10 protein-coding genes, 2 tRNA genes and 2 riboswitches are annotated in these 15,362 nt (G+C 33.8%); of the genes, 11 read left to right on the top strand and 1 reads right to left on the bottom strand.

Annotated features, from left to right (window positions below; translation table 11 throughout):
• Position 1 precedes the first annotated feature (1 nt).
• The 9 genes from N3C_RS10515 to prfB all read left to right on the top strand — a co-directional run bounded on the left by N3C_RS10515 (position 2) and on the right by prfB (position 10,670).
• A tRNA-Thr gene (locus tag N3C_RS10515) sits at positions 2-77 on the top strand.
• A gap of 5 nt (positions 78-82) precedes the next feature.
• Positions 83-167, top strand: a tRNA-Tyr gene (locus tag N3C_RS10510).
• A 151-nt stretch (positions 168-318) separates the two neighbouring features.
• A riboswitch (SAM riboswitch) is annotated at positions 319-420 on the top strand.
• 108 nt (positions 421-528) lie between these two features.
• Entirely contained in the window at positions 529-1,704 is a 1,176-nt protein-coding gene (gene metK / locus N3C_RS10505; protein WP_074365988.1) for a methionine adenosyltransferase, read from the top strand.
• A 167-nt stretch (positions 1,705-1,871) separates the two neighbouring features.
• Positions 1,872-4,094: an SF1B family DNA helicase RecD2 gene (recD2, locus tag N3C_RS10500; protein WP_074365987.1), complete on the top strand. Its 2,223-nt coding sequence runs from the start codon at positions 1,872-1,874 to the stop codon at positions 4,092-4,094.
• 63 nt (positions 4,095-4,157) lie between these two features.
• Positions 4,158-5,174: a hypothetical protein gene (locus N3C_RS10495; protein ID WP_074365986.1), complete on the top strand. Its 1,017-nt coding sequence runs from the start codon at positions 4,158-4,160 to the stop codon at positions 5,172-5,174.
• A complete protein-coding gene (locus tag N3C_RS10490) occupies positions 5,147-5,821 on the top strand; it encodes a ComF family protein (RefSeq protein ID WP_074365985.1) in 675 nt (224 codons plus the stop codon). Before N3C_RS10495 ends, N3C_RS10490 begins: the two co-directional genes overlap by 28 nt.
• A gap of 532 nt (positions 5,822-6,353) precedes the next feature.
• Positions 6,354-6,887: a ribosome hibernation-promoting factor, HPF/YfiA family gene (gene hpf / locus N3C_RS10485; RefSeq protein WP_074365984.1), complete on the top strand. Its 534-nt coding sequence runs from the start codon at positions 6,354-6,356 to the stop codon at positions 6,885-6,887.
• Between the two features lie 131 nt (positions 6,888-7,018).
• Entirely contained in the window at positions 7,019-9,523 is a 2,505-nt protein-coding gene (gene secA, locus N3C_RS10480; RefSeq protein WP_074365983.1) for a preprotein translocase subunit SecA, read from the top strand.
• 15 nt (positions 9,524-9,538) lie between these two features.
• Positions 9,539-10,670 (top strand): peptide chain release factor 2 gene (gene prfB, locus N3C_RS10475; protein ID WP_143312658.1). Its coding sequence is split into 2 segments (ribosomal slippage): positions 9,539-9,616 and positions 9,618-10,670, totalling 1,131 coding nucleotides; the frame shifts between segments, so codons are not numbered across the junction.
• A 64-nt stretch (positions 10,671-10,734) separates the two neighbouring features.
• Here prfB and N3C_RS10470 read toward each other — a convergent pair.
• Entirely contained in the window at positions 10,735-12,111 is a 1,377-nt protein-coding gene (locus tag N3C_RS10470) for a M28 family metallopeptidase (RefSeq protein ID WP_074365981.1), read from the bottom strand.
• Positions 12,112-12,272: 161 nt separating this feature from the next.
• Between N3C_RS10470 and N3C_RS10465 the strand changes: the two genes are divergently transcribed.
• Both N3C_RS10465 and N3C_RS10460 read left to right on the top strand, forming a co-directional pair.
• Entirely contained in the window at positions 12,273-14,429 is a 2,157-nt protein-coding gene (locus tag N3C_RS10465; protein ID WP_074365980.1) for a Tex family protein, read from the top strand.
• A 54-nt stretch (positions 14,430-14,483) separates the two neighbouring features.
• Positions 14,484-14,598: riboswitch (FMN riboswitch) on the top strand.
• Positions 14,599-14,734: 136 nt separating this feature from the next.
• Positions 14,735-15,334, top strand: coding sequence for an ECF transporter S component (locus tag N3C_RS10460; RefSeq protein ID WP_074365979.1), 600 nt, complete (start codon positions 14,735-14,737; stop codon positions 15,332-15,334).
• The last annotated feature ends 28 nt before the right edge of the window (positions 15,335-15,362 follow it).

Genomic DNA, 15,362 nt, shown 5'->3' with positions numbered 1-15,362 from the left:
TGCTGGCATAGCTCAATTGGCAGAGCAGCTGACTTGTAATCAGCAGGTTGTAGGTTCGATTCCTATTGCCAGCTCCAATTAAGGAGGAATTCCCGAGCGGCCAAAGGGGGCAGACTGTAAATCTGTTGTCACTGACTTCGATGGTTCGAATCCATCTTCCTCCACCAAAAGAAGGATACTTGCTTAAGTATCCTTCTTTATTTTGCGAAGAATATGATAGGTTTTCTCTCATTAAATTGGAGATGATGAAATATATTGACATACAAAATCATAGATGTTACAATAGTCATTGTTTATACGGAACTTAATAAAATATTACTCTTATCAAGAGAGGTGGAGGGAAAGGGCCCGATGAAACCCGGCAACCAGTGGAACTTAACACTAAGGTGCCAATTCCTGCAAAGTTTTGCAAGATAAGAGAAGGCTTTCAAACCTCTTCTTATCGAAGAGGTTTTATTTTATATTTGAAAGGAGTGAGGGGGCTTTTATAAAGGATGAATCATACATCTTTTATTTGGCCATAAAATTATGAGAAGATTGTTTACCTCTGAGTCTGTTACTGAAGGACATCCAGATAAAATATGCGATCAAATTTCAGATGCTATTTTAGATGCTATTCTTGAACAGGATCCATATGCTAGAGTAGCTTGTGAAACTGCTGTAACCACAGGAATGGTATTGGTTATGGGAGAAATAACTACTAATTGCTATACAGATATTCCTAAGGTTGTTAGAAAGACCATAGAGGATATTGGCTATGTACGAGCAAAGTACGGCTTTGACTGCGATACTTGTGCTATCTTAACTTCAATAGATGAGCAATCTCCAGATATTGCAATGGGAGTAAATGAAGCTCTTGAAGCAAAAAAAGGTGATATGGATAGGGAAGAAGCAGTAGGAGCAGGAGACCAAGGAATGATGTTTGGTTTTGCTACTAATGAAACTCCTGAATACATGCCTTTACCTATAGCTATGGCTCATAGATTATCTAGAAGATTATCAGAAGTAAGAAAAAATGGTACTTTACCTTATTTGAGACCGGATGGAAAGACACAAGTAACTGTTGAATATGAAGATAATAAGCCAATAAGAATTGACGCTATAGTTATATCAACTCAGCATAGTCCTGAAGTTGATCAAGAGCAGATAGCAAAGGATTTAAAGGAACATGTAATTAAGGCTGTAGTTCCAGAACATTTCCTTGATGAGAATACTAAGTATTATATAAATCCTACTGGTAGATTCGTAATCGGTGGACCACAAGGAGATTCAGGTTTAACTGGTAGAAAGATCATAGTAGATACATATGGAGGATATGGAAGACACGGCGGTGGTGCTTTCTCCGGTAAAGATCCAACAAAGGTTGACCGTTCAGCAGCTTATGCTGCTAGATGGGTAGCAAAAAATCTTGTAGCAGCTGGAGTAGCTGATAAAATTGAAATAGAATTAGCTTATGCTATTGGGGTTGCAAAACCTGTATCTATAGAAGTGGATACTTTCGGAACAGGAAAGATTTCCGATGATAAGATAGTTGAATTAATTGAAAAAGTATTTGATTTAAGACCAGGGGCTATAATAAAGGAATTAGATTTAAGGAGACCTATTTATAAGCAGACAGCAGCTTATGGACATTTCGGTAGATTAGATTTAGATTTGCCTTGGGAAAGACTTAATAAGGTAGAAGAAATTAAGAAGTATATTTAATTATAAAAAAATGCAGTGAATTTTACTTCCTGCATTTTTTTTATGTATCTTTGGTAATAATTATAGATAGCAATTGGATTGACTTTGATGTGATATAAATTATTAGTTGAAATTGAAGATATACATAAGGTATGCTAATAGTGAGGATATAATTTAGGAGAGATTTTATGTCGGAATTACATGGAGTTGTGGAAGAAGTTGTCTTTCATAATAAGGATAATGGATATGCAGTAGCTAAAATAAATAGTAGTAATGAAAAGATAACAATAGTGGGTATTATACCGTATATTACAGAGGGACAGAATTTAAAGGTTCAAGGACAGTGGGTTATACATCCTCAATTTGGTAAGCAATTTAAAGTTGAGAGTTGTGAAGAAGTTATACCTGAATCTATAGCTGGTATAGAAAGGTATTTGGCTTCTGGGGTGATAACTGGAATTGGACCGGTTACTGCAAAAAAGATTGTTGAAAAATTCGGGGAAAAAACCTTTGAAATAATAGAGAATGATATAGAGAGATTAAAAGAGATTGAGGGCATTGGAGATAAGAAAATAGAAATAATTTATGAATCCTATTTTAAGCAAAGAGAAGTAAAAAATATAATGGTATTTTTGCAAGCTTATGGTGTTACGCCAAATCAATGCATGAAAATTTATAAGAGATTTGGAGCAAATGCTATAGCAGTAGTTAAAGATAATCCGTATATATTAACGGAAGAGGTTTCTGGCATAGGTTTTAAAACTGCAGATAAAATAGCCTTGAGCTTAGGAGTAGAAAAGAATTCTCCTTATAGGATTCAAAGTGGTATAAAGTATTTAATAAATGAATTTTGTGCTATGGGAAATACCTATATGCCTATAGATAAATTAATAAAAAATGGAGTAGATATACTTTGCGTAAGTAGTGAAGATATTGAGAAAAATATAATAGAAGCAGCTTTAGATGGTCAGATAAAGATAGAGAATATCCAAGGACAGGAGTGCGTTTTTACGCTTCCGTATTATTATTGTGAACTCGGGGTTACTAAAAAAATCTTGACTCTTGCTTTTAGTCAATATTCCAAATTGGATGTTGATGTAGAGAAGGAAATTGAGAACTTTGAGAAAAAACATAATATAAGCTTTGCACCTTCTCAAAGAGAGGCTATAGCTGGAATTGCAGATAGTGGAGTGGAAATAATTACCGGTGGACCTGGTACTGGAAAAACCACTATTATAAATTGTATTTTAGAAATATTTGAAGCGGCAGGGATGAAGGTGCTTATGGGAGCTCCAACGGGCAGAGCGGCTAAAAGGATGACGGAGGCTACTGGAAGAGAAGCTAAGACATTACATCGTTTATTAGAGCTAGGATATGAGGGCGAGGAGAATATGTTTTTTAATAAGGATGAGGAAAGTCCCTTGCAGTGCGATGTATTAATAATAGACGAAGCTTCTATGGTTGATATTATGCTTATGAATAGTCTTTTAAAAGCGGTTTCTATAGGTACGAGAATTATCATAGTTGGAGATGTGGATCAGTTGCCTTCAGTAGGTCCCGGTAATGTGCTTAGGGATCTTATCGAAAGTAAATGCGTAAGAGTAGTAAGGCTGAAGGATATTTTTAGGCAATCTAAGGAGAGTATGATAATAGTAAATGCTCATAGAATCAATAAGGGAGAGATGCCTTTTTTAAATGAAAAAAATAAGGATTTCTATTTTATAAATGAAGAAGATCCTAATATGATATTAAATACTATAATTAATCTTATAAATACTAGACTACCTAAATTTAATAAGTCATGGGATAAGTTGAAGCATATCCAAATTTTATCGCCTATGAGAAAGGGTGTATTAGGAGTTAGCAACTTAAATAATGAACTTCAAAATATCTTAAATCCTCCTTCTAAAAATAAAGTGGAGAAAAAATTTAGAGATACAATTTTTAGAGTTGGAGATAAGGTTATGCAAACCAAGAATAATTATTCTCTAAAGTGGATTAGAATTGCTGGTCAGGGAGAAGATGAAGGTCTTGGTGTATTTAATGGAGATGTGGGCTTTATAGAGGAAATCGATGAAGATAATCAAGTGTTAAAGGTTGTATTTGATGAAGAAAGAAGTGTATTATACGATTTTATATATTTGGATGAATTAGATTTAGCCTACGCTATAACGGTGCATAAAAGTCAAGGAAGTGAGTTTCCTGTAGTTATTTTACCATCCTTCATGGGACCGCCTATGCTTATGAATAAAAATTTATTATATACTGCTATTACTAGAGCTAAGCAAATGGTAGTGTTAGTAGGCTCTGTAAAGGCATTACACTTTATGATAAATAATAATAGAAGTTTTGAAAGATATTCATCCCTAAAATGGAGAATAGAGAATATTATAGATAGTAGCCAAGAGTAATTAATCCTGTCAAAGAATAAAAATTAGCTTACTAAAGTATTGTAAAAAAAGGAGAGAGCGTGTATGGCGATGTTGCCAGTAGACACTGATTTGAAGGAAAAGGAAAGAATAATTAAGGCTATTCGTAATTGGAGTAGAAGTGAGGAAAAGGTATTAAATATAGTGGCAGTACCATATAGCAAATACGATGTTTTTGAAGATATTATCATTAAATATACATCTGAAGGAAAAAAAGTATTATATATAGCTAATGATGAGGAAAGTATAAGACATAGGGTGAACTTATTAAAACAAAGAGGTTTTGATGATTATTGTTATAGTATGGAAGGTAGTAGTAGAGTTAAAGAAGGTAAGTCTCTTGTACTACTTACAAATGAGATTTGTAGATTAGTAAAAGATAATTATGATTTAGTAATCTACGACGATATAGGAGGATTTCCTAAATATAATAAATTTGAAATATTAGATTTATTGTCAGTGTTCTATAAGAATAGCAGGATTATATGTATATCTATAGAAAATATCTTTCAAAATGCAAAATCTATTCAGATTCCCGGTAGATATAAAGGAAGTCCGATGATAGAGCCAAGAGTAATTACTACTAGATTGGACTTAAACAAAGAAATTCCTATAGTTATATATGAATATTTGCAATGGTCCATTAAGTCTAATAGGAATGTGATAATATTAACACCAGGAAAAGATATATCTGAAAGAGTTCATAACTATTTATTAAGCATTAAAGATGGATTAGGTACTAATGTATTACATTTTGAAAATAATAACAATCAGTTGAATTATTTTATTGAAAAGCAAAAAGGAATAATTGTTACTCATAATATGGATATAATAAATATGAAGTTAAGTAAAACTGATTTCATAATATATTTTGCTGAAAATAAGGTTTTTGAATATAAAAAGCTGGTTTATGTATGCAGTAAAGCTTCTAATGTTGAAGATAATAATTTTGGAGAAGTGTTGTTTTTGTCAAATGACATATCTAGGGATATGGAAAATTGCAAGGAAATAATAAGGAGATTCAATAAGCTTATATGGGACATGGGATTGGTAAGAGTATAAAATATTACTTTGAATGTCTTTTGGATGTACTATATGGCAATAGTGAAGGTTGCATACTTTGTAACAATCCAACGGAAGAATTGATTTGTGATAGTTGTGAAAAAAAGATTAACTTTTCAGTAATAGAAGGGCACATACAAAAGGAAAATATAAAAATAAAATATTATTCCTGTAGTTATTACAACGCTTTAGTAAAGGAAATGATAATAGGATTAAAATATAAAAGTGATTTTAACTGTGGAAGAGTATTAGTAGGTCTTATGAAAAAACTTGTATTAACGAAAGGAATAGATGCTGAATATGTTACTTTCGTGCCCTCTGATTCCCTTATGTTAAAAAAACGGGGATATAATCAGAGTGAATTTTTATGTAAGCAACTTTGTCAAGCTTTGGATAAAACCTTTATCAGATGTTTATCTAAGCAACATATTACAAAGGATCAAATAGGCCTTGATGGAGAGGGACGTTGGCTTAATTTAAAAAGTAGTTTTACAGCAACTAATGTAAATAAAATAAAGGGTAAAAAAATTTTATTAATAGATGATGTCATAACCACCGGTGCCACAGCCTTTTATTGCGGAAAAGCTTTGCTGGAAAAAGGTTGCAATGAAGTTATAGTCTTGACTGTGGCGAAAAGTGCGGTATAATATACATATAAAAGTTAGGTTTGTGATTGAAAGTCGATGCCAGTCGCAGGCGAAACGACCCACGTAAGTTAAACAAATGTTTAATGATCATGGTGCGGCTTAGATGTTAGTCCTGCCGTCTTATGACGAGAGGGTTAGTAGTGAGAGGTAAGTTCCGGGTAGCGAAAGCTCCAGCAGGCGGGTGTGGGGGCAAAGATCAGGTCAACTAACTTTTATAAAATAAAAACTCAAACTATGAAAGTTTTGAGTTTTTATTTTTTTTTTATCAAATTAACTCAGAAATTCCCGGTATTATACTGTACATTTATATAATTATATCGGTAATAATATTAAAAGAAGAAACTATAATTGTTTGATTGGAGAATAATGAAAAAGCATTAGATATAGACAGGAAAAATGACGTAAATTAATCAAATATTCTGTAAATTCAAAATTTTACTGTTGAGTTTGTCCTCATTTCATATTAAAATAATATTAACAAGAAGAAAAGATTGCTAAAATTACCTTAGGGTAAGAGAGAGGAGCTGGAAATATGAATATTATAGTAAGTGCAAAAAATATGGAATTAACTCAAGCTCTTAAGGCTACCGTAGAAAAGAAATTATCAAAGTTGGAGAAGTACTTTAATCCCAATGTAGAAGTGCAAGCTACTTTAAATGTTCAAAAAAATAGGCAGATTATTGAGGTAACAATTCCTTTTAATGGAGTTATATTACGAGCTGAAGAAGAAAATGAAGATATGTATGCTTCTATAGATTTAGTTGTTGATAAATTAGAGAGACAAATAAGAAAGGTAAAAACAAGACTTGCTAGAAGACAAGCAGGAGATGCATTAAAGTTTCAGTACATACCGGATCTAACCGGTAGTGAAAAGGAAGCTGAGGAACCTAAAATAGTAAAGACAAAGAGATTTGCTATGAAGCCAATGTCCTCAGAAGAAGCTGTATTACAGATGGAAATGTTAGGTCACAACTTCTTCGTATATGAAAATGCTGATAGTGGAGATGTAAACGTAGTATATAGAAGAAAAGATGGTAATTTCGGTCTCATTGAACCAGAATTTTAAATAAATAAAACTCCCTTTTTAGGGAGTTTTATTTATTTGAAGTTGAAAGAATAATTAATAAAATGTTATAATAAAGAGTAATGAAAATTAATAAAAATGAAAAAATGTATTAGAATTGCGAGGATGAAAGCATGGGTATATTAGATAAAATTTTTGGGACTTATAGTGAGAGGGAAGTTAAAAGAATAATTCCTATAGTAGATAAAATAGATTCCCTTGATGAGTCAATGCAAAAGCTTACTGATGATGAGCTAAGAGCTAAAACAGAAGAATTTAAAAAGAGACTTAATAATGGGGAAACTTTAAACGATATTTTACCAGAAGCCTTTGCTGTAGTTAGAGAAGCTTCTAGTAGAACTATAGGATTAAAACATTTTAGGGAACAGTTAATTGGAGGTATTGTACTTCATCAAGGAAGAATTGCAGAAATGAAAACTGGTGAAGGTAAAACTTTGGTAGCTACATTACCAGCTTATTTAAATGCTCTTACCGGTAAGGGTGTGCATATAGTTACAGTAAATGATTACTTAGCAAAAAGAGATAGAGACTGGATGGCTCAAGTTTATGAATTCCTTGGATTAACTGTTGGGGTTATTGTACATAATCTAACCCAGCAAGAGAGACAACAGGCATATGGCTGTGATATAACCTATGGAACAAACAATGAATTTGGATTTGATTATTTAAGAGACAACATGGTAGTATACAAGGAGCAAAGAGTTCAAAGAGAATTAAACTTTGCTATAGTAGACGAAGTTGACTCCATCCTTATAGACGAAGCAAGAACACCTTTAATAATTTCTGGAGAAGGAGAAAAATCTACAGATTTCTATAAGGTAGCTGATTTCTTTGTAAAGACTCTAAAGGCAGATGTAGACTTTACTGTAGATGAAAAGTCCAATTCTGTAATTTTAACAGACGAAGGTGTAGCTGCTGCAGAAAAATTCTTTAGAATAGATAACTACGCAGATCCTAGTCAAATGGAATTGCAGCACCATGTAACCCAGGCTCTTAAGGCTAATTATATAATGAAGAGAGATAAGGATTACATGGTAAAGGACGGAGAAGTAGTAATCGTCGATGAATTTACTGGAAGACTTATGGAAGGAAGAAGATATAGTGATGGATTACACCAAGCTATTGAAGCTAAAGAAGGGGTTAAGGTTCAAAGAGAATCAAAGACTTTAGCTACAATTACCTTCCAGAATTATTTCCGTATGTATAAAAAGTTATCCGGTATGACCGGTACAGCTCTTACAGAAGAAAATGAATTTAGAGAAATTTATGGTTTAGATGTAATTGTAATACCAACTCATAGACCTGTAGCAAGAATAGATTATCCAGATGTAGTATATAAGACTGAAAAGGCTAAATTTAATGCTATAGTAGAAGAAATAATAGAAACTCATAAAAAGGGTCAGCCAGTGTTAGTTGGTACTGTAAGCATAGAAAAGTCAGAAGCCTTATCTGCTTTATTAAAGAGAAGAGGCATTCCGCATCAAGTATTAAACGCTAAGTATCATGAAAAGGAAGCTGAAATTATATCCCATGCCGGTGAAAAGGGTATGGTAACTATAGCTACCAATATGGCCGGTCGTGGTACAGATATTAAGCTAGGAGAAGGGGTTAAAGAATTAGGTGGACTAAAAATTATCGGTACAGAAAGACATGAATCTAGACGTATCGATAACCAGTTAAGAGGTCGTGCTGGTCGTCAGGGAGACCCAGGATCTTCAAGGTTCTACATTTCCTTAGAGGATGACCTAATGAGAATCTTTGGTTCAGAAAGATTACAGCCAATGATTGAGAAGGCGGGCTTCACAGATACAGATGCCATTGAAAGTAAGATGGTAACTAGTGCCATAGAACGTGCTCAAAAGAAGGTAGAAGGAAATAACTTTGATATAAGAAAGACTTTACTTGGCTATGACGATGTTATGAACCAGCAAAGAGAAGTAATTTATAAGCAAAGAGCAGATGTGCTTGAGGGAAAAGATATTAAAGAACAGATAGAGGAAATGATGAAAGATGTTCTTTACAGTGCTGTAGATTCACACCTTACTGGTTTGGAAGAAGAAATTAAGAGTGACTTAGAGAAATTAATTCATTATTTAGAGGATTTATGTATTCCTCATGGCATGTTAAAAGTTGATGAATTAGAAAAAATGTCTAATGATGAGATAAAGGAAAAAGTGTTATCTATTGCTAAGGAAATTTATGCTAAGAAGGAAGAGGAATTTGGTTCTGAAGCCTTAAGAGAAATAGAAAGAGTAATCCTTCTTAGAGTAGTTGATACTAAGTGGATGGATCACATTGATAATATGGATCATTTAAAGCAAGGAATGGGCTTAAGAGCTTATAAGCAACAAGACCCGGTGCAGGCATATCAGATTGAAGGAAGCGAAATGTTTAATGAAATGATTTATAATATCAAGACTGATACTATAAGACACCTATTCCGTGTAAAGATGGAAAAGGCTCCTGAAAGAGAGCAGGTAGCTAAGGAAACTGGAACTAACCATGATGATTCCTTAAAGAAGGAGCCAGTAAAAAAAGAGAAAAAGGTAGGAAGAAACGATCCTTGTCCTTGTGGTAGTGGCAAGAAGTATAAAAATTGCTGTGGAAGAATGGCATAATAAGGAGTGAGATATATGTGGCTTAAGCTAGATGAAGCGTTAGACAAAGTAGCACATATGAAGGAAATTTTAGAGGAAATGAGGGCTTCTCTTTGACCTTGTAGGTTTGGAGAAGAGGATTTTAGAATTAGACCATTATATGCAAGAGCCTGGCTTTTGGGATGATGCCTCAAAGACCCAGGCAATAACTATGGAAAGTAAAAATCTTAAGGATAAACTTGAAAGATTCAATAATGTCTTTACAGCTGTTGAAGATCTAGAAGTATTATTAGATATGATAAAGGAGTCCGAAGATGAAGACTCCATAAGTGAAGCGGAAACAGAGTTAAAGAGGTTACAGGAGGAAATAGATAGGTTTAGAATAGAGACCCTTTTATCCGGTGAGTATGATAAAAACAATGCTATACTTACCTTGCATGCTGGTGCAGGAGGTACTGATGCCCAAGATTGGACAGAAATGTTGCTACGAATGTATACCCGTTGGGCAGAAAAGAAGGGTTATTCCTTGGAAACCCTCGATTATTTACCGGGAGATGAAGCTGGTATTAAAGGGGTTACTTTAAGTGTTAAGGGAGAATATGCCTATGGATATTTAAAGGCCGAGAAAGGTATACATCGATTAGTAAGAATATCACCTTTCAATGCTAATGGTAAAAGACAAACCTCCTTTGCTTCTGTAGAAGTGTTGCCAGAACTGACAGAAAATCAGGATATAGACATAAAATCAGATGACTTAAAAATAGATACCTATAGGGCTGGTGGTGCTGGAGGTCAGTATGTAAACAAAACAGAATCGGCTATAAGAATTACCCATCTACCTACAGGTATTGTGGTACAATGCCAGAATGAAAGAAGTCAGCATGCTAATAGGGAAAAGGCTATGGCTATGTTGAAGGCAAAATTAACGGAACTTATGGTAAGGGCTCATAAAGAAAAAATCGAAGATTTGTCTGGAGACTTAAAGGACATAGGCTGGGGCAGTCAAATTCGCTCCTATGTATTCCAACCTTATACTATGGTAAAGGATCATAGAACTGGTGCTGAAAATGGAAATGTAAGCTCTGTTATGGATGGCGATATAGATTTGTTTATAAATGAATATTTAATACAGAGCAGCAATGGTACATTAGAGGATAAAAATAATTGACAATGGATATTTTGATGTATCCATTGTCTTTTTTAGTTCAACATAGGTATAAAAGGAAGGAAAGTTAATTTTTCTGTTTATTGGATTTAACTATAATTTCGATTTTATTGTATTTTATAACATAAAAGGAGAGAAGGAATCCAAGCAGTGCCATGGAAGAAAGCAATATTTCCTTGTTATATAGGATAAAAATACTATTATTATAGCCATAGGCAATTATCTGTAAAGAAATCACACTAAAACATCGCTCAATAGCGCTTAAGCTAATATATTCTGCTTTATCTTCTGGAGTGTGAATTTTACTAACATCATTATCACAGAAGGTAATAGCATCAATTCCATTTTTTCTAAAGTACTCATGATCGCTGGAATCCTTGAATAAATAATCAAAGTTGATTTGGTTGTTGCTACAAGTTGCAGCCACTGATTTTACTAGACTGGTATTTTTATTATCATTTTCACCGCCCATGATACATAAAGGAATGTTATTATCACTGCCTATCATATCAAAATTAAAGACTTTTGCTCCCTTAAGCATATCTTTATATTCTTCCACAAAGGCTTTTGAACCGAGACAACCAAACTCTTCTGCGTTAAAGAAAGCAAAAATAATAGAACGCTGAGGTCTTCCTAAGGATTTTATATATCTAGATAATTCTAAAAGAAAGGCTGTACCACTGGCGTTATCTAAGGCACCTCCATATACAGTACCTGCAGAGTCTGTTCCTAGATGATCAAAATGAGCGGATAACACTATGGGGGTTAAGTTTTTATCACGTCCTTCAATGATACCTATAACATTTTGAACGGTAGTTATTTCTTCTTCAAAGGGAATATAGCATTCTATAGATAGATCCTTTGATAAATAATTTTTAATGGAGGCCATAGCTTCCTTAGAAAGAAAAATACATAGGTTTGTAAAATTGTCATCTAAAAAGGAGCTTCTGAAATTCAAATTATTATCCTCCGGTACATAAAAAAGACTATAACCTTCCCCTTGAAAAACTTGAATAATATTATCGCCGATTATTCTAGAATTTGAACTCTGACAATTTATTTTATTTTCATTAAAGTTTATCATATCTTCTTTATAATCCACACCATAGGTGAATTTATGTATTACAGAACCTTCTTTGTCTATTACCTGCAAATAAGGTTCGTTAGATAAGGATTTAGGATAGTTGACCTTGAAATTTTGATAGTAGTTTCCTTGAAAGGGGTGTATCCCAATCTTTTCTAAAGAAGTTTTAATGTACTCTGCAACCTTTTTATTTTCTAAGGTTCCTGTAAGTCGACCCTTATAAGAGGAAGAACTTAAATTAGCAGTAACTTCTTTTATCCTATTAAGGTTAAAGTTTTCAACACCTATACTAGTTTTTAGAGACATGGCTAGGAAAACAATCAAGATTGCCATTATTACTTTAATAAATGTTTTTTCCATTTACGACCTCGCTAAAAGTATTCATAATATATACTTATGAAGAAAAGGTTTCACTTAGTATATTAACAAGTAATAAAGTTGAAAAATGCAAAGATTATACTTTATAATGTTAAAGGTAGTAATACCTAGAGTATTTATAAGCACATATTTTGGAGGGAAAAATGAGTAATATTGAACAAAGACTTTCTAAGGAATTGAATATTAGTCTGAAGCAGGTTGAAAGTGTTATAGAACTACTAGATGAAGGTAATACTGTACCCTTTATAGCAAGGTATAGAAAGGAAAGGACCGGTGGCTTAGATGATGAGCTGCTAAGAAAGTTCTCTGAAAGACTTACATATTTACGAAACTTAGAAGCAAGGAAACAGGATGTAATTAGACTAATAGAAGAACAGGGAAAGCTTACAGAAGAAATCAAGCAAAATGTAGAGAAGGCAGAAACTATAACTGAGGTAGAGGACATATATAGACCTTACAAGCCTAAGAAGAGAACTAGGGCTATAATAGCTCAAGAGAAGGGCTTAAAGCCTTTAGCAGAAGCTATTTATTCCGGTGAATTTACAGGAGATATTAAGGCCTATGCTGCAGAATTCATTAGCGAAGAAAAGGCTGTAGCAACAGCGGAAGAGGCTTTGCAGGGAGCTATGGATATTATAAGCGAAATGATCTCCGACGAAGCTGAATTTAGAAAATGGATTAGAAGTAAGGTTTATAGAGAAGGAATAATAGAAACTACAGGATCCTCTGAAGAACCAACTCCTTATGAGATGTATTATGATTATCATGAAGCGGTAAAAAGTATACCACCTCATAGAATATTAGCTATAAACCGTGGAGAAAAGGAAAAAATCTTGAGTGTTAAAATAACCATAGATGAAAGTAAGCTAGTGGATTATTTAAAAGGAAAATGCTTGAAGGGCAATGGCATTACAGATCCTTATATAGAAGAGAGTATTAAGGATTCTTTAAAGAGACTTATATATCCTTCAATAGAAAGAGAAATTAGAGCAGAACTCACTGAAAAGGGAGAGGATGGAGCCATTGAAATTTTCAAGGCTAACCTAAAGGCTCTTTTGATGCAGCCACCTGTTAAGGGAAAGGTTGTAATGGGCTACGATCCAGGTTTTAGAACAGGATGTAAGGTTGCAGTACTAGATGATACAGGTAAGTTTCTTGACAATGTAGCTGTATATCCTACTGCTCCACAAAATGATGTGGAAGGAGCCATAAAAACATTAAAATCACTAGTATACAAATACAATGTAGATGTTATATCCTTAGGTAATGGAACTGCAAGTAGAGAATCTGAAGAGGTTCTTGCTAGACTAATAAAAGAGGTTAAAGAGGAAAAGGGAAAGGATCTTTATTATGTTGTAGTTTCAGAAGCAGGGGCTTCTGTATATTCTGCCTCTGAGCTAGCTGCAAAAGAATATCCTGACCTGGACGTTACAGTAAGAGGAGCTATATCTATAGGAAGAAGATTACAGGACCCTCTAGCAGAACTAGTAAAAATTGATCCTAAGTCTATAGGGGTAGGACAATATCAGCATGATGTTACTCCTAAGAGATTAGATGAATCCTTAAAGGGTGTAGTAGAAGATTGTGTTAATACAGTTGGAGTAGATTTGAATTTAGCAACGCCTTCGTTACTATCCTATATTTCTGGAATAAATGCTGCTATAGCTCAAAATATAGTAACTTATAGAGAGGAAAATGGTAAGTTTACAAGCAGAAAAGAATTGCTTAAGGTTAAGAGATTAGGACAAAAGGCCTATGAGCAGTGTGCCGGCTTTTTAAGAGTTCCTGAAAGTTCAGAGCCATTGGATAATACAGCAGTACATCCTGAGTCCTATGAGGCGGCAAGACAACTAATAAAAATGCTGGGCTATGATATGGATGACTTAAAAAAGGGACTACCTGACATAGATCAGAGGGTGAAGGAAAAGGGATTGCAAGACCTTGCCAATGCTATAGGTGTAGGAGTATTAACTCTTCAAGATATAATAAAAGAGCTTAAGAAACCAGGAAGAGACCCAAGAGAAGAGCTGCCAAAGCCAATATTCAAGACAGGAATACTGGATATTAATCAGCTAAAGCCAGGTATGGTTCTTACTGGTACTGTAAGAAATGTATCTGACTTCGGGGCCTTTGTGGATATTGGTGTACATCAAGATGGTCTTGTACACAAAAGTCAAATGTCAGACAAATTTGTACGTCATCCTCTTGATATAGTTAAAGTTGGAGATATTGTGGAGGTTAGAGTGCTTCAAGTAGATGAAAAAAGAAAGAGAATTTCTTTATCTATGAAAAAAGAATAAAAATACATTGAAAATATTATGACAATGTTTTATAATAAATATGTAATTAAATAATAGTATCTTCAGGGCAGGGTGTAAATCCCGACCGGCGGTAAAGCCCGCGAGCCGTAATGGTTGATTCGGTGAAATTCCGAAGCCGACAGTATAGTCTGGATGGAAGAAGATATGTGTTAGATGGATTATCTTGCCCTGACTATTTTTGGTCAGGGTTTTTATTTTATCTAAGTAGAAGGCGCCAAGCTTAGATAAAGGCATTAATCCATCCAACCTATCTCCTGAAGTAGTTTAAAGGGAGGAATTAAAAAATGAATAATATAACATCAAAAACTAGTTACCTAATTAAAGTTGCTTTAATGGCATCTATTTCTGTTATTTTAATGTACTTTGAATTTCCTATATTTCCGGCTTTTCCTTGGTTGAAAATAGATGCTAGTGATTTACCGGCTTTAATTGGTTCTTTTGCCTTTGGGCCACTGACAGGAGTTATAATAGAGGCGCTGAAAAATATTTTAAAGATTTTAGTGAAATCTACCACTACCGGAGGGGTAGGGGAGTTAGCTAACTTTATTATTGGATCAACTTTTGTTGGAACAGCGGGCATGATATATAAATTTAAGAAGACAAAGTTGAATGCTGTAATTTCATTGATTATTGGAACCTTGGTTTTAGGCATTGTAGGGGCATTGGCTAATGCATATATTCTTATACCTTTATTTATGCCTAATATGCCAAAAAAGGAGTTAATGATATATATTATGGAAGGTGTTATACCTATAAATTTAATAAAGGGAGCAGGAATATCTGTTATTACTTTAGTTATCTATAAGAGAATTTCAGTTATTATAAATAATGATAATAGAAAGCTTGAAAGCAACGATGCAAAGCTTTCAAAAAAAGCGGTTTAATTTTAAAGGTTCAGAGCTTGGCTCTGAA

Source organism: Clostridium sp. N3C (assembly GCF_900095445.1).
In the GTDB taxonomy this organism is placed as follows: Bacteria; Bacillota; Clostridia; order Clostridiales; family Clostridiaceae; genus Clostridium_AU.
Note: the sequence above shows the minus strand (reverse complement) of the source record. Positions and strands in the feature narration are given on the sequence as shown.

Bases quoted from the DNA above. Each gene is read 5' to 3' on its own strand.
- recD2 (WP_074365987.1), top strand. From the start codon at position 1,872: ATGTCGGAATTACATGGAGTTGTGGAAGAAGTTGTCTTTCATAATAAG.
- metK (WP_074365988.1), top strand. From the start codon at position 529: ATGAGAAGATTGTTTACCTCTGAGTCTGTTACTGAAGGACATCCAGAT.
- N3C_RS10490 (WP_074365985.1), top strand. From the start codon at position 5,147: ATGGGACATGGGATTGGTAAGAGTATAAAATATTACTTTGAATGTCTT.
- N3C_RS10470 (WP_074365981.1), bottom strand. From the start codon at position 12,111: ATGGAAAAAACATTTATTAAAGTAATAATGGCAATCTTGATTGTTTTC.
- N3C_RS10460 (WP_074365979.1), top strand. From the start codon at position 14,735: ATGAATAATATAACATCAAAAACTAGTTACCTAATTAAAGTTGCTTTA.
- N3C_RS10495 (WP_074365986.1), top strand. From the start codon at position 4,158: ATGGCGATGTTGCCAGTAGACACTGATTTGAAGGAAAAGGAAAGAATA.
- N3C_RS10465 (WP_074365980.1), top strand. From the start codon at position 12,273: ATGAGTAATATTGAACAAAGACTTTCTAAGGAATTGAATATTAGTCTG.
- hpf (WP_074365984.1), top strand. From the start codon at position 6,354: ATGAATATTATAGTAAGTGCAAAAAATATGGAATTAACTCAAGCTCTT.
- secA (WP_074365983.1), top strand. From the start codon at position 7,019: ATGGGTATATTAGATAAAATTTTTGGGACTTATAGTGAGAGGGAAGTT.